Genomic DNA, 19,802 nt, shown 5'->3' with positions numbered 1-19,802 from the left:
TCCCGGGGCGGGCCGTAGTTGCAGGCCAAGCCTGTCCCCGTGCCCGTGGGGAGGCTCTTCCGGCTGCTGCATACGGCCGCACGGTTCACCCGTCGGCCGGGACCACCTTGAGCACCTTTCCCTGGGGGCTGGCCAGCACATAGCCGGTGGCGTACTCGTCGGCGAGGCAGACCTCGAAGGCCTCGGGGTCATCGTTGAACTCGCTCGGCGGCTGCAGGAGCAGATAGGGGCTCGCCGGCTTGCCGACGCCCAGCTTCTGCTCGGCGAGAGTGAGGAGAGCGGGCAGCTTGTCCCAGCGGTAGTTCTTCAGGCTGACCGGGAGCTTGCCCATCAGGGTGCCGGGGACGGTGCCCTTCTCCACACCCTTGCCGGGCCGGTAGGTGTAGCTGTCGTAGCGGGTCCGGCTGCCGGGGACCATGGCCTTGACCGACACGTACTCGGGGTAGACCGCGAGATCGCCGAAGGTGTCCCGGCCGGTCTTGTCCTCGATGGCCCTGAGCGCCTTGCGGATGCCGTCGGGGGTGAGCATGCCGGTGGCGAGCTTCGTCGTGGGACTGGGCAGCGGTGTGTCCGCCGGTGTCGTGGCGGAGGCGGTGTGCCGGCCGCCGGTCGTCGGGGACGCCGACGCCTTGTTGCCGCCGTCCGGCCACGCCGTCCAGGTGATCCCTCCCACCAGCACGGCTCCGGCCGCGACGGACGCGAGCGCGGCCCGGCGCATCCGGCCCCGGCTGTCGGGGCGGGGCACGACGGTCTCGGAGGGGGTCGGCACCGGCGGCGGGACGGCGTTGTGCGGGGGCGCCAGGGGGTACGAGGTGGCCGTAAGCCCGTGTTCGGTCTCCTCCGCGGCGGCCAGCATGTGCTCGACCGCCTCCGCCTCCGGCCGCGCCCCGGCGTCGCGGACCAGCACCGCGGCGAGCACGGGAGCCAGCGCCCCGGCCTGCTTCGGCGGTGGCACTTCCTCGTGCAGTACGGCGGCCAGCGTGGCCAGGGTCGTTCCGCGCCGCAGCGGATGGTGGCCCTCGACGGCGACGTACAGCATCATCGCGAGCGACCACAGGTCCGCCGCGGGCCCGCCCTCGCCGCCCGTCACCCGCTCCGGGGCCATGTAGTCGGCGGTGCCGATGATCGATCCGGTGGCGGTCAGCGCGGTGGAGTCACGGATCGCGGCGATCCCGAAGTCTGTGAGGACGGGCCTGCCGTCGGTGCGCAGCAGCACGTTGGCGGGCTTCACGTCGCGGTGCTGGACGCCCGCGCCATGCGCGGCGCGCAGGGCGTCGAGCACGTCGCGGCCCAGGCGGGCCGCTTCGGCGGGCGTCATCGGTGCGCGGGCCAGCCGGTCGGCGAGGGAACCGCCCTCGACCAGTTCCATGACGATCCACGGGTAGGTGCCCTCGCCGCCGTCGACGATGTGATGGATCGTCACGACGTTCGGGTGCTGCACCCGGGCCAGCGCACGGCCCTCGCGCAGGACCCGTTCGCGCAGCATCCGCGCGGAGTCCGGGTCGTACTCGGCGAGGTCCGGGTCGGCGGGCCGGACCTCCTTGACGGCCACGCTGCGGTGCAGCAGCAGATCGCGGGCGCGCCACACCGTGCCCATCCCGCCGCCACCGAGCCGGGACTCCAGCTCGAAGCGGCCGTCGACGACCCGTCTGCCGGTGTCCCCGTCGTTCATGGCGAGGAGCATAAGGTACGCGAAATCCGCCTCCGCACAGTGCGGCGCACAACGACGGCCCGGGCGGGAGCGCCCGGGCCGTCCGCCGTTGCCGGCCGCGTCAGCTGCTCGGCGTCATCCGAACATGCCCGGCTGGTAGTCGCCGGCGGGCTGCTGGACGATGACGTTGAAGCGGTTGTACATGTTGATCACGGCGATGGTGGCGACCAGGGCGGCGAGCTGGTCCTCGTCGAAGTACTTGGCCGCGTTCGCCCAGGCCTCGTCCGTGACCCCGCCGGCCGCATCCGCGATGCGGGTGCCCTGCTCGGCCAGCTCCAGGGCAGCGCGCTCGGCGTCGGTGAACACCTTGGCCTCCCGCCAGGCCGCCACGAGATGGAGACGCTGGGGATCCTCCCCCGCGGCCAGGGCGTCCTTGACGTGCATGTCGGTGCACATGCCGCAGCCGTTGATCTGACTGGCGCGGAGCTTCACCAGCTCCTGCGTCGCGAGCGGCAGCGGCGACTCCGAGACGATCCTGCCCGCCGCGTTGAGGTGCCGGAAGAGCTTGGCCGCGACCGGGTTCTCGAAGAGGTTGAGACGAGCTTCCATGGTGTGCTCCTGTGCCGTTGTCGGTGGTTACACCTCTTCGACGGCACGGCCCGGCGGGTTGTGACACGCCAGAATGTGACCTGCGTCTCAGAGCAGTCCCGCGGCGAGCGTCGCGCCCAGCTCCCAGCAGGCCTCGACGTCTGATTTGGTGGGCTCGCCGGTGACGGTGACGGGTTTCGCGGTGCGGCGCCAGCCAAGGCCGGTCGTGATCGCCTCGATCCCGCGCACCGCACCGGTGACGTCGCTCCCGCCGTGCACGTAATAGCTGAAGGGCCTGCCCTGCGTGGCATCCAGGCACGGGTAGTAGATCTGGTCGAAGAAATGCTTGAGCGCCCCGGACATGTAGCCGATGTTGGCCGGGGTGCCGAGCACAAAGGCGTCGGCCGCCAGCACGTCGGACGCCGTGGCCGCGAGCGCCGCCCGCCGCACGACCTCGACGCCCTCGATCTCGGGCGCGGTGGCGCCGGAGAGGACGGCCTCCAGCATCATCTGGCAGTTGGGCGAGGGCGTGTGATGCACGATCAGCAAGGTGGGCACATCCCGCACCCTAGTGCCGCATCAGGCAACGTTCGCCCTGTCGATGGCTACTCTGACGACGTGGCCGATGAAAAGGACGGTGGGAGCGGCTCGATCCGACGCCGCTCGTGGGACCCGGTAGTGTCCACCGTGGAGCTGGAACTGGTCGGCCTTGCTTTCTCCGGGTTGGTCGCTCTGGCGGGGTGGCCGTTCGGGTGGCTGCCCGACACCAGTCTCGTCGGCCTCGTGACGGGCCTGATCGCGATCGGACCTGCGGCTGAGTTGTACCGCGGGGCGGACCCGCCGCGTCGGCTTGCTGTTGTCGCCGCTCTCCTTGTGCTGGCAACGGTGAGACTGCTCGTGGCCGCGGCAGTGAACTGGGCCTTTCCTGCGCTCGCTGATCCGGGCGTCGGCATCCTCGTCGGCTACCTTGTTGCGTTACCCATCGGCGTGGCCGTGTTGGCTTGGTTCCTCAACAGGGCGAACGTTGACTGATGCGGCACTGGTTCAGGGCCGGTACTGCCTCGCGAGGCGGCATGGGATCGCCCCGGGACCGCTCAGCACAGCACCCGCAGCGCTCCCGGCAGCACTCTGGCCGTGACGGGCACAACGGCCTCGACCTCGCCGTCGGCGCCGAACGGCACATCGCGGTCGGCGGAGATGGTGATCTCCCTGCCGCGCAGGATGCGCACCTGCGGCCGGTTCACGTGGGCGCCCGTCTTGAGTTCGTTCATCATCGCGAAGAAGAGCCGCCGGGGTGCCTCGCTGATCATCACCACGTCCAGGAGGCCGTCGTCCACCCGGGCGTCGGGGGCGATGAGGCGGCCGGAGCCGTAGTAGCCGGAGTTGGCGGCCACCACGGTGTAGCCGGTGTGGTGGTGCTCCTCGCCGTCGACGGTGACCCGGTAGTGGGCCGGCCGCCAGGTGGTGACGGCCCGGAGGCCGCCGGCGTAGTAGGAGGCCGCGCCCCGCAGGAGTTTGGCGTGGTTGGCGTGGCGGTTGGCGAGGGCGTCGACGCCCGCGTACACACTGCCGAGGACGACGGTGCGGTCGTGGGCGGCGGATTCGACCTCGATGGTGTCCACGGCGCGCGGTTCGTTGTGGAGCAGGACTTCGGCCAGCTCAGCGGGTTCCGTGGGGAGTTCGAGGGCGCGGGCGAAGTCGTTGCCGCGGCCGGCCGGGACCAGGCCGAGTACGGCTCCGGTGCCGCTGAGGGCGCCGCCGATGCCGCCGGCCATGCCGTCCCCGCCGACGGCGAGCACCACCCGGCCCCGGCTGCCCGCCCGCCGGGCGAGTTCCTGGGCGTGGGCCAGGCTGCGGCTGTACTCGGTCTGCAGCTCGGCACCCGCCTCCCGCAGCGGCCCGGCCACGGCGAGCAGTGCGGCGGCCGAGGTGGATCCGCCCGCGGTGGGGTTGACGACGGCGGTGAACTGTCGCATCGGTGTGCCTCCGAGGGCGGACGGGTCGGTGCTGCCGGACAGGGGGTGGCGGTCAGTCGTCGAGGGGCAGCAGGACCCCGGGGTTGAGGAGTCCGGCCGGGTCCAGTCGCCGCTTCACGGCGCGCAGGGCCTCGACGGCCAGCGCGCCTGCCTCACGGACGTACCAGTCCCGGTGGTCGGTGCCCACGCCGTGGTGGTGGGTGATGGTGCCGCCGGCGGCGAGGATCGCCTCGTTGGCGGCGTGCTTGGCCCGGGTCCAGTGCGCGAGGGGGTCCTCGCCCTGGGCGGAGACGACGGTGAAGTACAGCGAGGCGCCGTTCTCGTAGACGTGCGAGATGTGGCACATGACCAGGGGCGGCGTACCGGCCTCGGCGAGTGTGGTGGTGAGCGCGTCGCGTACGGCCGAGTACAGCTCGGGGATACGGGACCAGAAGGTCGCCGTCTCGAGCGTCTCGGCGAAGGCACCCGCGTCGAGCAGGGCGTCGCGCAGATAGGGGGCCGAGTAGCGGCCGTGCGCCCAGCGCTCGCCGGGCTCCCCGCCGAGCGGTGTGCCGCCGCACTCGCGCAGCACGGCGGCGGCGCGCCCGCGGCGGTACGCGACGTCGTCCTCCGTGCCTTCGTAGCCGGCGATCGCCGTGCATCCGGCGGCCGCCTGGGCGTCGGAGGAGCCGATCGCGTCCGGCTGGGCCAGGCCGATGAGGGTCTCGGTCTCGTCGGACAGGCGCAGCACCGTCGGGCGCGGCCCGTCCTGGGCGAGGTGGCGCAGTGCGGCGGCGCCCTCCTCGAAGGAGGGGAAGCGCCAGCCCTCGTAGACGCGGGTTTGCGGGACCGGTCGGATGCGGACCGTCACGGACGTGATCACGCCGAACGCGCCCTCCGAGCCGAGGACGAGCTGGCGCAGGTCGGGTCCGGCCGCGGAGCGCGGTGCGCGGCCCGTGTCGATGGTGCCTTCGGGGGTGGCCAGGGTGAGGCCGAGGACCATCTCGTCGAAGCGGCCGTAGCCTGCCGAGGCCTGGCCGCTGGAGCGGGTGGCGGCGAAACCGCCGATGGTGGCCCACTCGTAGGACTGCGGGAAGTGGCCGAGGGTGAAGCCGTGTTCGGCGAGCAGCGCCTCGGCCTGCGGGGCGCGCAGACCCGGTTGCAGGGTGGCGGTGCGGGAGACCGGGTCGAGGGCGAGCAGGCCGTCCATGCGCCGCAGGTCCAGGGCTACGAAGATGCCCCGCCGGCCGGGGGCGAGTCCGCCGACGACGGAGGTGCCGCCGCCGAACGGGACGAGCGCCAGGCCGTGTTCGGCACATGCGCGCAGCACTGCGAGGACCTCGTCGTGGCCGGCCGGGAGCAGCACCGCCGCCGGGGTGTCCTCGACGTCGCCCTGCCGGATGCGGAGCAGATCGGGGGTGGACTTGCCGCGGGTGTGCCGGATGCGGGTCTCCGCGTCGGTACGTACGTACTCCTCGCCGCCCACGGCCGCCACGAGCGCCTGATGCACCGCGGGCTCCAACTGCCCCTTTGGGACGGCGATGTCCGCCAGGCCGACCGGCTCGGCGCTGCGGGGCTTGACGCCGAGCAGATCGCGCAACAGCCCGATCACCGTGTCGGGCAGCGGCGTCGCCCTGGCCGGGTCGCCCCAGCCGCTCCACAGCATGTCCATGACTGTCGTCCTCACCGGTCGATTCGAGCGATTCCGTTCGAGCTGTTCCGTCCTCGGGCCCCCTGCGGGGCATCGAGGCGTTACACTGTGACACATGACGCCTATTCGTCACAACAGCTCGGACAGTGATGCGGTGCTCGACGCGGTGCGGGACTGCGTACTGGCCGTCGGGGTCCGCCGCACGACACTCACCGACGTGGCCCGCCGCGCGGGCGTCTCCCGGATGACGCTGTACCGGCGTTGGCCCGATGTGCGCTCACTGGTCGGAGACCTGATGACCCGTGAGTGGGTCGACGTGGCCACGCGGGCGATACCCGAGCAAAGAGCGGAGGCGGACGCGCGCAGCCTGCTGGTGGAGGGACTGGTGGCCGGAGTGGAGTCCTTCCGCGCCCATCCCCTCTTCCGCAAGATCGTCGACGTCGATCCCGAGCTGCTCCTGCCCTATGTGCTGGACCGTCGCGGAGCCAGCCAGATCGCGCTGCTGGAACTGCTGGCCGACGGCCTGAAGCAGGGGCACGCCGACGGGTCGGTCCGCGTCGGCCATCCCGAGCGTCAGGCCCGCTCCCTGCTGCTGATCGCCCAATCGTTCACCCTGTCCCTGCGGACCATGACCGACGAGGACGACGCCGAGCTGTCCTCCGCGGCCTTCCTCACGGAGCTGCGCTCCATCCTGGAGAGGACCCTGACGCCATGAGCCCCAGCCCTGCCGCCCCCGGATCGTCCCTGTCCGCCGGCCGGCGGTCGCGCGAACTGGCCGAGACCGTCGGCGGCCCCACCGTGGACGTCCTCGTCGTCGGGCTCGGCGCCACCGGTGCCGGAGCCGCCCTGGACGCCGCGGCGCGCGGCCTCAGCGTCGCCGCCGTCGACGCCCACGACCTGGCCTTCGGCACCTCCCGCTGGAGCAGCAAGCTCATCCACGGCGGGCTGCGCTATCTCGCTTCCGGGCAGCTCGACGTCGCCCATGAGAGCGCGGTCGAGCGGGGTGTGCTGATGGAGCGCACGGCACCCCACCTGGTCCGCGCGCAACCGTTCGTCCTGCCGCTGACCCCGCTGGTCTCCCGTGGTCAGGCGGCGCTCGCCTGGGCCGGCTTCCGGGCCGGAGACACCCTGCGCCTGACGGCCCGCACCGCCCGGGCCACCCTGCCCGCGCCGCGCAGGCTCTCCGCTCTGGAGACCCGCCATCTGGCCCCCGCCCTGCGCACCGACGGGCTGCGCGGCGGCCTGCTGTCCTGGGACGGCCGCCTCGTCGACGACGCCCGCCTGGTGACCGCCGTCGCCCGCACCGCCGCCGCCCATGGGGCACGCATCCTGACCCGCCTCAGGGCGCTGGAGCTGACCGCCTCCGGTGCCCGCGTCCGCGACGAACTCACCGGCGAGGAGGGCGAGATCAGGGCCCGCGCGGTGATCAACGCCTCCGGTGTCTGGGCGGGCGGCCTGGTGGACGGCATCCGCATCCGCCCCTCCCGCGGCACCCACCTGATCCTGCGCTCGGACCACCTCGGCCCGCTCCCGGCCGGCCTGCACATCCCCGTCCCCGGGGAGACGAACCGCTTCGTCCTCGTCCTGCCCCAGGGCGACGGCCGCGTCTACGTCGGCCTCACCGACGAACCCGTCGAGGGCGAGATCCCCGACGTACCCGAGGCGCCCGAGACGGACATCGGCTTCCTCCTCGACGTCCTGGGCTCGGTCCTCGACGTCCCGGTCCGGCGCGAGGACGTCGTCGGGGCCTTCGCGGGACTGCGCCCCCTGCTGGACACCGCACCCAGGGCCGGCTCCGGCGCCGTGTCCAGAACCGCCGACATCTCCCGCCGGCACGCGGTGCTCACCTCGCCCGAGGGCGTCATCACCGTGGTCGGCGGCAAGCTCACCACCTACCGGCGCATGGCCGAGGACGCCGTGGACACCGCCGTCGCCGCCCGCCGCCTCCCCTCCGGCTCCTCCCCCACGGCCTCCCTCCCGCTCGTCGGCGCCGCATCCCCCCGGACTCTCGACGCGGTGCAGGCGCCTCGCCATCTGGTACGGCGCTACGGCACCGAGGCACCGGCCGTCCTCGCACTCGGCGCTGACGACCCACGGCTGGGCGAGCGGGTGCTGCCGGGCCATCCGGTCACGGCCGCCGAACTGCTGTGGGCGGTGCGCCACGAGGGAGCCCTCGACGAGTCCGACGTCCTCGACCGCCGCACCCGGATCGGCATGGTGCCGGCAGACCGCGCCGCGGCGCTGGAGACCGCGCGGGAACTGCTCGGCGAGGCCTTGTCCCGGAAGGGCTGAGAGCCTGCTCGCCGCGCGAAATGCCACATGTGCGCTTATGCTCCATTTGCGTGACACATACCTTCGACGAGCTGGTCGAGAAACAGCGCGCAGCCGACGAGGCGCACCTCCGGGTCGAGGAGCTGCAGCACTCGTACGGCCCGGTGACCCAGCCCGGTGGCTGGAGCGGACAGCAGGCCGACACGTACGAGACCGCCCGCCGCGCCTGGCGCGACCTGGCCCGCGAGGCGCGGACGTCGGTCACCGAGTATGCGAAGGAGTCCGGCAGGTCCCGCAACGAGGTCGAGGCGGAGGTCGAGCAGGCGGTGCGGCAGTCCGAGCAACGGAGCTGACCGGCCGCCGCCTGCTATGATCTTGCGGGTTTCCGGAACCCCCTCGCTCACGCTCCGCCACCGCGGGCGTCGCGGGCCGCCATCGGTGCGGCCGGTTCCGTCTCGAAACACACCGCGCTCCAACTGACACCCCATCAGCAATCTGCTGATGGGGTGTCACGCGTTGTGCGCCCGGTTCCCGTTGGAGGCGCCGGACGACACCTCAACGAAGGGACCCACCGACCGCGATGACCTCCCTGCCCCGCAAGGAAACAGGCGCTCCAACACCTGAAGCAGCGGACATCCCACTGCGCCGCGTCCCCGACTTCCGCTGGTTCTGGCTCTCGCGCGTGGTCTCCGGGCTGGGAACCGCCGTCACCACGGTGGCCCTGCCCGTGCTGACCTTCCAGGAGACCGGCTCGCCGCTGATGGTCTCCCTGGTGGCGGCTTCGGCGACCCTGCCCTACGTGGTCTTCGGACTGATCGCGGGCACGGTGGCGGACCGCACCGACCGGCGCCGCCTGATGATCCTCACCGACTGGTTCAACGCCGTCTGCATCGCCTCCGTACCGGCCGCCTCCGCTCTGGGCGTCCTGACCGGCGGCCAGGTTCTCGTCGTGGCCTTCGCCTCGGCCGCTCTCGGCCTCTTCTTCGACGCGGGCGTGTACGGCTTCGTCCCCGACATCGTCGGCAAGGAAAAGCTCACCGAGGCCAACAGTGCCGTCTACGGTGCGCAGACGGTCGTACGCATCGCCGGGAACGCGGTGGCGGGAGGCCTGATCGTCCTGTTCCGCCCGGCCGGCACCCTGGCACTGGACGCCCTGTCCTTCGCCGCCTCCGCCCTGCTGCTCAAGGCGGTCACACACACCGCCCCCTCCGGCAGGACGGCGGAGCAGCGGCCGGGGTTCAGGGAGTCCGTCCGGGAAGGGCTCCGTTTCCTGCGTCGGCACTCGACGCTGCGCCTGATGACGGTGGTCGGCACCCTGCAGTCCTTCTCCGGCGGGGCCGTCATCGGCCAGCTCGTCGTCTTCGCCGACCGCGTGCTGGGCATCCACGGCGCCGACGGGCGGATCGGCCTGCTGTACATGGCGTGGAGTGCCGGAGGCATCGGCGGGTCCTTCCTGCTGCCCCGGCTGCGGCGCCGCTTCGAGGCGTTCCCCCTCCTCCTGGGAGTGCTCCCCGTCGGAGCCCTGCTCGGCCTGGCGGTCGTCCTCAGCTCGGACTGGCGGATCACGCTGGTCGCCCTGACCGTATGGGGGTCGGCCTACCTCGTCGTCCTGGTGAACACGATGACGTACTCCCAGGAGGTGACGCCGCCCGAGCTGCAGGGCCGGGTCAACACCACGCGCCGGATGCTCTCCTCGGGCCTGGGTGTTCCACTCGGCGCCCTGGTGGCCGGCACCCTCACCGTGCGGGTCGGCGTTCAGGCCGGGATGTCGACGGCCGTCGCGTCGATCGCCCTGGCGGCCGTGCTGGTCTGGAGTGTCCGGGTGCGCGGGCGGGTACGGGCAGCGGCGTAACAGCGGTGCCGGGGCCCCTGCAGCGGCTGCAGGGGCCCCGAGGCGTCAGCGCAGGTAACTGCGCCGTGTACGGGTGAGCAGGAACAGCCCCGCGAGGAGCAGCACGGTGCCGACCGTTGCCGGCCACAATGTGGTGCCGGTCTCGGCCAGTGCGCCGCTCTGGGCCGCCTGCGGTTCGGTCTGGTTGCCGGCTGCGGGGACGTTCCCGCCCGTGGCCTGAGGCTGGGCGGAGTTGTCGCCCGCGTCGGTGCCGCCGTTCGCCGGTGCGGCCGCGGCGCTCCGGGAGGCCTTGGCCGATGCGTAGACCCTCGGTTCCGACGTGCTGGAGATCGTGGGCGTGCCGTCGTCGGCGGGCTGCCCGGTCTCCGGAGCGGTGGTCACGGGCTGCGTGTTCTGGTCGCCGGATCCGCTGCCGGAGTTCCCCTGGCCGGACCCGTCACCCGAGTTGCCGTTGTGGTCGCCGGCGGGAGGCGTGGTCGGTTCGTCGGTGGGCTCGGCGGTCGGCTCCTGGGTGGGCTGATCCGTGGCCGTCGGCTCGGCCGTGGCCGTCGGCTGGTCCGTGGCCGTGGGCTGGTCGGTGGGCTGCTCGCTGGGCTGGTCGGTCGGCTGCTGGGTCGCGCCCCCGCCGGAGCCCGGGTCCTCGCCGGTGCCGGCGCCGCACTCACGGCCACCGTTGATGCAGGACACGACCTCCTTCATCAGGCCCTCGTCGAAGACGTTGATGAAGTCGCCGTGGTCGGTGACCGGCTTGTGCAGCTGCTCGGGGAAGGAGTCCACCGCGAACAGCGGGGTCGTACGCCCGCCGTCCTGCAGGCTCGGCGCCTGCACGTCGTAGACGATGCGCTGCACCAGCTGCGGAATGGCCTTGAAGCCGTTCGCGCAGTTTCCGGAGGCGTCGGCGAACGCCACGTGGGTGCGGTGGTTGGCGCTGTCGATGTTGCGGCCGTCCCAGCAGCTCTGGAACCTGAAGGTGCGGACCACGTCGCTGCCCTGCGGGCACAGCGGGTACTTGTCCTTCAGCTGCCGGTCCTCGAAGCCGGTGCAGCTCCAGGAGGCGTTGGCGTTGGCCGGGCCGTTCACGAACGCCTTGGCGTCGCCGGTGATGATGCGCAGCAGGCGGGGCATCTCCGTGACCTGGCTGCGCGGGCTGCCGATGAACGTCATCGTGACCTGCTTGGGCGTCACGATCTGGCCCGCGTTGCCCTCGATGCCGCCGCCGGGCGAGTTGGCGTCCTTGTCCTGGGTGCCGTTCTGCAGCCGCAGCACCGGCCAGTAGTAGGTGGACTTGTCGCCCGGGTTCTCGCAGCTGGTCTGCGCGTTCGCGAGGTCGTCGTCGCTGGCGAAGGCGTTGTTGGACTGGTTGCCCACGTAGTCGTGGAAGTGGTGGGCGCCGTTGGTGACACCCGGGGCGACGATCACGTTGTCGGAGTTGCGCAGGCCGTTCGCGTTCACACCGCAACTGGTGGTGAAGGTGCCCTTGGAGACGAAGGACTTGAGGTCCGGCGCCGGGGCATTGGGCTGAACCGAGTTGATGTCCTGGTAGTCCCCGGCGACCGGCCCGTTGCCGGCCTGGCCTCCGTTGCCGGCCTGCTGACCGCCGCCGTTCTGCTGGCCGCCGTTCTGCTGGTCTCCCTGCCCCTGCTGCTGGCCGCCCTGCGAATCCTGGCCGCCGTTCTGGTCGTTCCAGGTGCGCATCGAGCAGTCCGCCATGGATCCGAGACCGTCGGGACGCCGGCCGGCCTGGTCCATGGCGTTGCCGATGCGGTCGAGCGACTCGCTGCGCTTCTCCTTCAGCGGCTTCATGACCTGGTCGTCGGTGTAGCCGCCGTCCTGGCGCTGTTCCGGCGTCGCCGCCTGCAGCCGCTGGTAGGCCTCGGCTATCTGCTGGTCCATCGAGGCGAGTTCCTTGTCGACCTCGCCCCGCGCCTGCTCCGGCACCTGCGTCAACCTGCTGCCGACGTCCGGGCAGTCGATCGTGCCGGCCGCGGCACTGCGCGTCTGCGCGTCCGTGCCCGAACCGCCTTCCGTCGCGGAGGCGTAGACATTGACCGCCACCAGCCCGCCTCCGCCCAGCATCAGCGCGAATGCCGCAAAGGTTGCGCGGCGCGGGCCTGTTGGGCGTCTGCGCGTGTTGCGTCCCACGAGAGTTCTCCTACGGATCACGGCGGTCAGGCATGGAAATCCCTCGCCACATACGGACGGCGGAACCAGCGTGTTCAAGCACCCCACAGATTCATACGAACCTCTTAGAAAGCGCGTGCCCCCACATCCCCACACGTGGCGCAAACCGGGACAGCACGGCACAGTGGAAGCGTGGCTGGGCAGGACTTCGACGTGTGGAGCGCCGGAGACGCGTACGAGCGGTACATGGGACGCTGGAGCCGCCTGGTGGCCGACGCGTTCGTGGCCTGGCTGGCGTGTGCGCCCGGCGCCCGGTGGCTGGACGTCGGCTGCGGCCCGGGGGCCTTGACGTCGGCCGTGGCGCGCCGGTGCCGGCCCCGGACGCTGCTCGGGGTGGAACGGTCCGCCGGGTTCGTGGCCGCGGCCCGGGCGCACGGATCCCCTCCCGCGCTCTTCGCCAGAGCCGACGCACAGGCCCTTCCCGTGGGCGACGCAGCGGTGGACGTGGCCGTCAGCGGACTGGTCCTCAACTTCCTCGCCGAGCCCGGTGCCGCGGTCGCCGAAGCCGCGCGGGTGGTGACGCCGGGCGGGCTGGTCGCCGCGTATGTGTGGGACTACGCAGAAGGCATGGGGCTTCTACGGCACTTCTGGGACGCCGTGGCCTCGGTCGATCCCAGCTCGGCGGCGGAGCTGGACGAGGGCCGCCGGTTCCCGCTGTGCGCGCCGACCCCACTGCGGCGGCTGTGGAGCGAGGCCGCGCTGGTCGAGGTGGAGGTCGCGCCCCTCGAAGTCCCCACCCGTTTCGACGACTTCGCCGATCTGTGGGATCCGTTCCTCGCCGGTCAGGGACCTGCCCCCGGTTATGTCGCCTCGCTCGCACCGGCGGCCAGAAAACGACTTCGGGAAGCACTGCGGGAGCGGGTGCCGACTCGGGCGGACGGCTCGATCCCGCTCCGGGCACGCGCCTGGGGCGTGCGGGGCCGGAGAGCAGGAGGCCGCGACAACTGACGGTCGCCCGTAAGACCGCTCTTCGCCGCCGCGGCTCGGTGACCTGCACCCGGCGGCCCTGCGGAAACCCGAAGAACCCATGCCACGACGGCGGACCGGGAACACGCGCAATGCGCGTTCGGGCGTGGGAAGGGTGGACGGCCAGTCCGCAGTTGTACCGTCTCACCGGCCGCGAACCGCCTCGCGCTCCCGTCCCGTCCCTTACGCCTCCAGCCAGAACCCCGTACGGGTCAGCCAGAGTTCGAGCAGTGCCGTGTCGCCTCGGGTCTCGACCGCGGGAGCGGGGCGCCGGTAGAGGAACAGCAGCAGGTCAGTGACCGGTCCGCGTACGGTCGTGGCGGCCGCCGCGCGCCCGCTGTGCCACACGGGCCGGTCACCGCCGAGGTCGACGTGCCACTGTCCGGCGCCGGTCGCCTCGAACTGCAGCGTACGACCGGGGCCGAGGAGGCCGGGCGCTCCCGGCCGTGGCTCGTACGCCTCCGGGACCGTCGCGAACTCCATCCACTCCTGCACCGCGTCCACGGCTGTGTCGTCGTCGAGCGTGAATGCGGCGCCCGTCGCCAGCGCGGCATCGGCACGGTGCACGACGGTCTCGTGCGTCATCCTCCTGGCCCAGAAGAAGGATGTGTTCCGATCGTGGGCCGGGGTCCACACCCGTGCATCGGGGCCGGCATCGCGCAGGGTGGCACCGAGTCGTGCGGCTCCCTCGGCGAGCCAGTCGTCCAGTGCGCGGTCGTCCAGTCGAGCGTATGCGGCCGGGTCGTCGACGGGGTCGCCGGGAACGGGTTCGACGGCTCGCGTCCGGACCGCCTCCTCCGCCCAGCGGTGATCCCCGCCCACGTGCCGCAGCAGCCGGCCGAGATCCCAGCCGGGGCAAGTGGAGACCGGGGTACTGGTGTTAGCTCCTTTGACCAGCGCTCTGAGCAGGTCGGTCTGGGTGACGATCTCGCGACAGCAGCGGTCGAAGGTCAGCGAAGTCATCCGCTCATGATGGGCGAACCGGTCCCCCGGTCGCACTCGGATTCCCTAGGCACCCGCACCACCGACACCACCCTGTCGTCGACGTTCGCGAGCAAGACGCAGGCCGCACCCACGGGCGCCGAATCGAACCGTACTGGCGTTCCCTACGATGACCCGGTGACGAGTGACACCCCCACACGGGCCGACGTCGACGAAGACGCCCGCGCGACCACCGCACCCGAGGCGACCCCCTGGGCGCTGCGGCTGCGGCGGTTCGGGTACACGGCAGCCCCCCGGACCGACGTCCGTGCCCGGCTGGTGCCGCCCTTTCCCCAACCGGCCACGACAGTCTGGGAGTTGATCGGCCTCGGCCCTCGGACGGCCCGCCGCCTCGCGCGCTCCATGGGCTGGCTGGGGCCGGTCCTCGTCGCCATGCTGGCCGGCGCGCTCCGGTTCTGGCGGCTGGGGCAACCGCGGGCCGTCGTCTTCGACGAGACGTACTACGCCAAGGACGCCTGGGCGATGCTGCGGCTGGGCTACGAGGGCAGCTGGCCGGACCGCAAGATCGCCGACCCGCAGATCCTGGCGCACCCCCAGGTGATCCCGCTCTCCGACACCGGCAGCTTCGTCGCGCACCCGCCGATGGGCAAGTGGGTGATCGCCCTCGGGGAGGGGGTGTTCGGACTCGACCCGTTCGGCTGGCGGTTCATGACGGCGGCGCTGGGCACCCTGTCGGTGCTCATGCTGTGCCGAATAGGGCGCCGACTGTTCCGTTCGACGCTGCTCGGCTGTCTCGCCGGAGCACTGCTGGCGGTGGACGGCCTGCACTTCGTGATGAGCCGGACCGCCCTGCTCGACCTCATCGTGATGTTCTTCGCGCTGGCGGCGTTCGGCTGCCTGCTGGTCGACCGGGACAAGGCGCGTGCCCGGCTGGCAGCGGCCCTGCCCATCGGCGACGACGGCTTCGCGCGTCCCGATGCGTACACCGGCGAACAGGTCGGCATGGGCGCGCGTCCGTGGCGGCTCGCGGCCGGTGTCCTCCTCGGGCTCGCCGCCGCGAGCAAGTGGAACGGCCTCTACTTCCTGGTCTTCTTCACGGCCCTGACGCTCCTGTGGGACGTCGGCTCACGCCGCGTGGCCGGGGCGGGCCACCCGTACCGGGCGGTGCTGCGCAAGGATCTCGGCTGGTCGGCGCTCTCCCTGGTGCCGGTCGCCGTGCTGACGTATCTGGCGACCTGGACCGGCTGGTTCCTGTCCGACAACGGCTACAACCGGCACTGGGCGGACGGCCGAGGCGGCACCTGGTCCTGGGTTCCGGCTCCGCTGCGCAGCCTGTGGCACTACGAACACGCCGTCTACCAGTTCAACATCGGCCTCCACGCCCCGCACCGCTACCAGTCCAACCCTTGGAGCTGGCTGGTCCAGGGGCGCCCCGTGGCGTTCTACTACCAGTCGCCGAAGGCCGGGCAGCAGGGCTGCCACGCCGCCACCGGCTGCTCGCAGGAGATCCTGGGCCTGGGCACGCCGCTGCTGTGGTGGGCGGCCTGCGGCGCACTGCTCTACCTGCTGTTCCGGTGGGCCTTGCGCCGCGACTGGCGCGCGGGCGCGGTCCTGTGCGCGGTCGGCGCCGGGTACCTCCCGTGGTTCAACTACCAGGACCGTACGGTCTTCTCCTTCTACGCCGTCGTGTTCGTGCCCTACCTGTGCCTGGCCGTGGCGATGACGGCCGGGGCCCTGCTGGGGCCGTCGGGGGCCGACGAGCGGCGGCGGCTGGTCGGCGCGGTGAGCGCGGGCGTGCTGGTGCTGCTCATCGCCTGGAACTTCATCTACTTCTACCCGCTCTACACGGGCACGACGATCCCGTACGGTGACTGGCGGGCCCGGATGTGGCTGGACACCTGGATATGAGGCCGGAGTTGACGTTCCCGGGGCGTCACAGGGTGTCCAACTCCCCTGTCGAGCGGCCGAGATACGTGACGGGCCCCGGGTCCGGAACGTCGATGCGGTGAAAGCCCAGCCGGTCGTAGAAGGCTCTGGCCGGGGTGTTCGCCGTGACCATGGACAGGTGCACGGCGTCGACGCCCTGGTCGTACAGCGCCCGCAGGAAGGCCCGCATCAGCCCGCGCCCGTGCCCCTGGCCCTGCCATGCGGGGAGCAGATCGATGTGCAGATGGGCCGGGTACGCGGCGACCTCGGGGACGAGCATCCGCTCCGGGTGGTGCAGGAGGGGGATCATCTCCTCGTCCGGGATCGTCGCCGGTCCGGTCGGCTCCGGGTAGCGGTCCGCGACCACGGGCAGCCACTTCGTGCGGAACTCCGCTACGAAGCGGTGCGTGTCCGCGGTGCCGAGGATGTAGCCGACCGCCCGGCCGTGCCCGTCGTCCAGGACGAAGGCCAGTTCCGGCACCAGCACGACGTAGGGCGCCGCGAAGATCGTAGGGAAGATGGTGGGGTCCGCATAGACGGGACGGCTGTCCTGGCCGTTGTGTGCCGTGCGGATGCAGATGTCGTCGAGGGCTTCGCGGTCCTCTGGGCGGTAGGGGCGGATGGCGGGGGGCGCGGTCACCGGGCCATCCTCCACAACTGGGAGCGCTCCCACAACCCGCCGCCAGTCGGAACCCGGGAGCCGGCGCCGACGGGCCGGCCCTGGTTGCACTCGTCCGGTGTGCCGGTGGTCTGCGGGCCACCTGGCCCCGCAGGGGTCGTCCTCGTCATAGTTGAGGATGAAGGCGGTCCGGCAGCCGTGGTCCTGCGGATCGGCCTTCCAGCAGATGCCGGTCGCCCGGAGGGGCCCACGTCGTCCAGCGGTACGGCGCCCGGCGCGACGGTGTTCGCGGCGTCCGACGGGCAAGTCGTCATACTGATGCAGCGAACCGCTCTCGGGCGGCCCGGCGGCGACGGCCTGCTGGACACTGAGGGTGCCGGTGAGGGCGCCGGTGAGGGTGCTCAGCAAGTGATCACTCCTCGTGGGCGCGGGGACGAACGCCCGGATACATGCCCATTACAGTTCCGCCCGATGACCGGACCGGAGATCTTCACGTCACATCCCGGTCTGTCCGGCGTTTCCCTCCGCCCAGGTGCGCCACACGCCCGTAGTGGCGCATTCTTGCTGTGTCGCCCGCTGGACGGCGTACGGACGAGGTAGGGCCGATGACTCGCGCGGAGTACGCACACCGGACGCCCGGACAGCTGGCCGCACTGCTGATCGACGCCTCGACGGAGGCGATCGGCGCGGCCGGCGGGCACTCGGGCGCGGTCTATCTGCGCTCCGGCACGCCCGGGCTGCTGCGGCTGGCGGTGCTCGCGGGGCTGCCCGGCCCGCTGTTCCGGCCCTGGTGGCGACTGCATGTGGACCGCCCGTTCCCGGTGGCCGACGCCTACCGGCTGGGCGTGCAGGTGGTCCTGCCGAACGCCGCGGAGACGATGCGCCGCTATCCCCAGTTCGCGGCCGGCCTGCCGTTCCAGTTCGGGTCCATGCACGTACCGATCGGCTGCGGTTCGACGACCTTCGGGGTGCTGAGCGTGCTGCGGCCCTCCACCACGGACGCCACCGAACTGCTCCACCACCGCGACCGCATGGTGCGGCTGGCCGACGACCTGGGCACGGCCCTGTGGCGACTTGAGGACGGCGGCAGGTCGTCGGTCGCCTGGGACGGGGAGCCCGTGTCCGTACGGCCGCCCGGCGCGCGCCCGCCCGCGGGGCGTGCCGGGGGTTTCGCCTGGGACCCGGTGACGGACGTCGTGACCGTGGACGAACGCCTGCCCGCCCTGCTGGGCGTGCCGATCGACGCGTTCGCCACGTCCGTGGAGGCGCTCGCGGACGCCGTGGCCCCGGCCGAGGCCCAGCGGGTCCTGGCCGCCCTGCGGGAGACGGCCGCGGGCAGACCGCCGCCGCTGCCGCTGTACGTGCGGGCCGAGGACGGCGCACTGCGCCTGGTGGAGCTGTGGAGCCCGTACGCCGCCCCGGCCCCGCCCGGCACTCCGTCCGGCGCGCATCCGGTCCGTGGTTTCATCGTCGATCCCGGGCCCGGCGCGGCGGCCGACGCCGCCGATCTGCTGCCCGACGGGGTGCTCTGCCTGGACCGGCTGGGGCTGGTCCTCTACGCCAACCCGCGCGCCGGACAGCTGCTGCACTGCTCCCGGACCCAGCTGCTCAGCCGTCCCCTCTGGGAGAGCGTGCCGTGGCTGAACAACCAGCCCGCCTTCGAGGACCACCTGCGCAGCGCACTTCTGTCCCCGGACCCGGTGCGCTTCCATGTCGCGCGGCCCGCCACGGACGGTGCGCAGGACGAGGACCCTTCGTACGAGGGCGCCTGGCTCGACGTCTGTGTATACCCCGGACCGGACGTGCTGACCTGCACCTTCTGCCCGGCGAACCGGGTGGCCGACGCTGCCGCCGAACTCACCCGGGACCCGGCCACCGCCACCTCGGCGGGGGTCCCGTCGATGGCGCCGCTGTACCGCCCCATCGTGCTCGCCATCGCGCTGACGGAGGCGGTCACCGCACGGCAGGTGGCAGCCGTGGTCATGCGGGAACTGCTGCCCGCGTTCGGCGGCCGCCGCCTCGCCATCTATCTGCTCCAGGACCGGCACCTGTACCTGGCCTGGGAAAACGGCTTCCCCAAAGGGTTCCTCAGCCCCTTCGAGGGCGTGGGCCTGGACGCCCATCTGCCCGGGGTCGAGACGCTGACCAGCGGCCGGCCGATCTTCTTCGACTCGATGGAGCAGTTGGCCGCCGCCTATCCGGGCATTCCGCTGGACGCGGACGAGGGGGCCCGCGCCTTCCTGCCGCTGATCGCCTCCGGGCGTCCGGTGGGCTCCTGCATCCTGGGCTTCGACGGTTCGCGCAGTTTCAGCACCGAGGAGCGCACCGCCCTCACCGCGCTTGCCGGGCTGATCGCCCACGCCATGGAGAAGGCCAAGCGCTACGAGAGCGAGGCGGCGCTCGCCCGCGGACTGCAGCAGGCCCTGCTCCCCCGCCGGCTCTCGGCCCATCCGCAGGTGGAGACCACCGGCCGCTATCTGCCCGGCACGCAGGGCATGGAGGTGGGCGGCGACTGGTACGACGTCGTGGAGGCCGGGGACGGTCTGGCGCTGGTCATCGGCGATGTGCAGGGACACGGCGTGCAGGCGGCGGCCACCATGGGGCAACTGCGCAGTGCCGTAAGGGCGTTCGCGCTCGGTGACCGACCGCCCGACGAGGTGATGAGCGGCACGAACCATCTGCTGATCGACCTCGACCCCGGACAGTTCGCGAGCTGCTGCTACATCCGGCTGGACCCGGCCTCGGGCCTGGCGCGAGCGGCCCGCGCCGGGCATCCGCCGCCGCTGCTGCGGCACCCGGACGGCCACACCGAGGTGCTGGACCTGCCCGGCGGGGTCGTGCTCGGCGTGGATCCGCACGCCCAGTACCCCGTCGCCGAGCTGCGCATCGAGCCCGGCGCCGTCCTCGCGCTGTACACGGACGGGCTGGTGGAGCGGCCCGGTGTCGACATCGACGAGGGCATCACCGCCCTGCGGGTGGCCCTGGCCAAGGTCGGTGCGCCTGCCGCCCGCCCGGGCCGCCGTCCGCTGGCCGGGGTCGCCGACCGCCTCACCGCGACGGCCCGGCACTCCGCGGACCGCCCCGACGACATCGCGCTGCTGCTCGCCACGCGCCGTGCGGCGCACGGGAACCAGCAGTGAAACCGTCCACCGCCCGTGACCGGCACCCGGACAGAGGGCGATCTTCGTCACCCGCTGTGA

General features: G+C 72.2%; 16 protein-coding genes. 8 read left to right on the top strand and 8 right to left on the bottom strand.

Annotation, left to right across the window (positions count from 1 at the left end):
* Positions 1 to 85: 85 nt before the first annotated feature.
* The 3 genes from ACIBW9_RS27890 to ACIBW9_RS27880 form a co-directional block, all read right to left on the bottom strand.
* Positions 86 to 1,672 carry a serine/threonine-protein kinase gene (locus tag ACIBW9_RS27890; protein ID WP_398959556.1) on the bottom strand — a complete coding sequence of 529 codons (1,587 nt, stop codon included), beginning with the start codon at positions 1,670 to 1,672 and terminating at the stop codon, positions 86 to 88.
* Between the two features lie 114 nt (positions 1,673 to 1,786).
* Entirely contained in the window at positions 1,787 to 2,260 is a 474-nt protein-coding gene (locus tag ACIBW9_RS27885) for a carboxymuconolactone decarboxylase family protein (protein ID WP_398959554.1), read from the bottom strand.
* 87 nt (positions 2,261 to 2,347) lie between these two features.
* A complete protein-coding gene (locus ACIBW9_RS27880) occupies positions 2,348 to 2,797 on the bottom strand; it encodes a flavodoxin family protein (RefSeq protein ID WP_398959552.1) in 450 nt (149 codons plus the stop codon).
* 60 nt (positions 2,798 to 2,857) lie between these two features.
* Here ACIBW9_RS27880 and ACIBW9_RS27875 point away from each other — a divergent pair, with 60 nt between their 5' ends.
* Complete coding sequence (locus ACIBW9_RS27875) at positions 2,858 to 3,271, top strand: hypothetical protein (RefSeq protein WP_398959550.1); 414 nt, start codon at positions 2,858 to 2,860, stop codon at positions 3,269 to 3,271.
* A 62-nt stretch (positions 3,272 to 3,333) separates the two neighbouring features.
* Here ACIBW9_RS27875 and ACIBW9_RS27870 read toward each other — a convergent pair whose 3' ends face one another.
* Both ACIBW9_RS27870 and ACIBW9_RS27865 read right to left on the bottom strand, forming a co-directional pair.
* Entirely contained in the window at positions 3,334 to 4,215 is an 882-nt protein-coding gene (locus ACIBW9_RS27870; protein ID WP_398959548.1) for a YegS/Rv2252/BmrU family lipid kinase, read from the bottom strand.
* Positions 4,216 to 4,267: 52 nt separating this feature from the next.
* On the bottom strand, positions 4,268 to 5,866 hold the full coding sequence (locus ACIBW9_RS27865) for an FAD-binding oxidoreductase (protein WP_398959711.1): 1,599 nt from the start codon (positions 5,864 to 5,866) through the stop codon (positions 4,268 to 4,270).
* A gap of 94 nt (positions 5,867 to 5,960) precedes the next feature.
* Here ACIBW9_RS27865 and ACIBW9_RS27860 point away from each other — a divergent pair, with 94 nt between their 5' ends.
* The 4 genes from ACIBW9_RS27860 to ACIBW9_RS27845 all read left to right on the top strand — a co-directional run bounded on the left by ACIBW9_RS27860 (position 5,961) and on the right by ACIBW9_RS27845 (position 9,968).
* Entirely contained in the window at positions 5,961 to 6,560 is a 600-nt protein-coding gene (locus tag ACIBW9_RS27860) for a TetR/AcrR family transcriptional regulator (protein WP_398959546.1), read from the top strand.
* Positions 6,557 to 8,137 (top strand): glycerol-3-phosphate dehydrogenase/oxidase, encoded by a 1,581-nt coding sequence (locus ACIBW9_RS27855; protein ID WP_398959544.1) that lies wholly within the window; start codon positions 6,557 to 6,559, stop codon positions 8,135 to 8,137. Before ACIBW9_RS27860 ends, ACIBW9_RS27855 begins: the two co-directional genes overlap by 4 nt.
* A gap of 50 nt (positions 8,138 to 8,187) precedes the next feature.
* Complete coding sequence (locus ACIBW9_RS27850) at positions 8,188 to 8,469, top strand: hypothetical protein (protein ID WP_398959542.1); 282 nt, start codon at positions 8,188 to 8,190, stop codon at positions 8,467 to 8,469.
* 227 nt (positions 8,470 to 8,696) lie between these two features.
* A complete protein-coding gene (locus ACIBW9_RS27845) occupies positions 8,697 to 9,968 on the top strand; it encodes an MFS transporter (protein WP_398959540.1) in 1,272 nt (423 codons plus the stop codon).
* A gap of 45 nt (positions 9,969 to 10,013) precedes the next feature.
* On the opposite strand, the gene ACIBW9_RS27840 is transcribed toward ACIBW9_RS27845, so the two are convergent.
* A complete protein-coding gene (locus ACIBW9_RS27840; RefSeq protein WP_398959538.1) occupies positions 10,014 to 12,110 on the bottom strand; it encodes a DUF1996 domain-containing protein in 2,097 nt (698 codons plus the stop codon).
* A 171-nt stretch (positions 12,111 to 12,281) separates the two neighbouring features.
* On the opposite strand from ACIBW9_RS27840, the gene ACIBW9_RS27835 reads away from it, so the two are divergent.
* Positions 12,282 to 13,097, top strand: a complete 816-nt coding sequence (locus ACIBW9_RS27835) for a class I SAM-dependent methyltransferase (protein ID WP_398959536.1) — start codon at positions 12,282 to 12,284, stop codon at positions 13,095 to 13,097.
* Between the two features lie 201 nt (positions 13,098 to 13,298).
* Here ACIBW9_RS27835 and ACIBW9_RS27830 read toward each other — a convergent pair whose 3' ends face one another.
* Positions 13,299 to 14,078, bottom strand: a complete 780-nt coding sequence (locus tag ACIBW9_RS27830) for a maleylpyruvate isomerase family mycothiol-dependent enzyme (protein ID WP_398959535.1) — start codon at positions 14,076 to 14,078, stop codon at positions 13,299 to 13,301.
* Positions 14,079 to 14,234: 156 nt separating this feature from the next.
* Here ACIBW9_RS27830 and ACIBW9_RS27825 point away from each other — a divergent pair, with 156 nt between their 5' ends.
* Complete coding sequence (locus ACIBW9_RS27825; protein ID WP_398959533.1) at positions 14,235 to 15,965, top strand: dolichyl-phosphate-mannose--protein mannosyltransferase; 1,731 nt, start codon at positions 14,235 to 14,237, stop codon at positions 15,963 to 15,965.
* A gap of 25 nt (positions 15,966 to 15,990) precedes the next feature.
* Here the strand turns inward: ACIBW9_RS27825 and ACIBW9_RS27820 are convergent, their stop codons facing one another.
* Positions 15,991 to 16,623 carry a GNAT family N-acetyltransferase gene (locus ACIBW9_RS27820; RefSeq protein WP_398959531.1) on the bottom strand — a complete coding sequence of 211 codons (633 nt, stop codon included), beginning with the start codon at positions 16,621 to 16,623 and terminating at the stop codon, positions 15,991 to 15,993.
* Positions 16,624 to 17,207: 584 nt separating this feature from the next.
* Between ACIBW9_RS27820 and ACIBW9_RS27815 the strand changes: the two genes are divergently transcribed.
* Positions 17,208 to 19,742, top strand: coding sequence for a SpoIIE family protein phosphatase (locus tag ACIBW9_RS27815; protein WP_398959529.1), 2,535 nt, complete (start codon positions 17,208 to 17,210; stop codon positions 19,740 to 19,742).
* The last annotated feature ends 60 nt before the right edge of the window (positions 19,743 to 19,802 follow it).

This window comes from Streptomyces sp. NPDC049541, assembly GCF_044465725.1.
Classification (GTDB): domain Bacteria; phylum Actinomycetota; class Actinomycetes; order Streptomycetales; family Streptomycetaceae; genus Streptomyces.
This window is presented reverse-complemented; position numbering and strand designations above follow the sequence as displayed.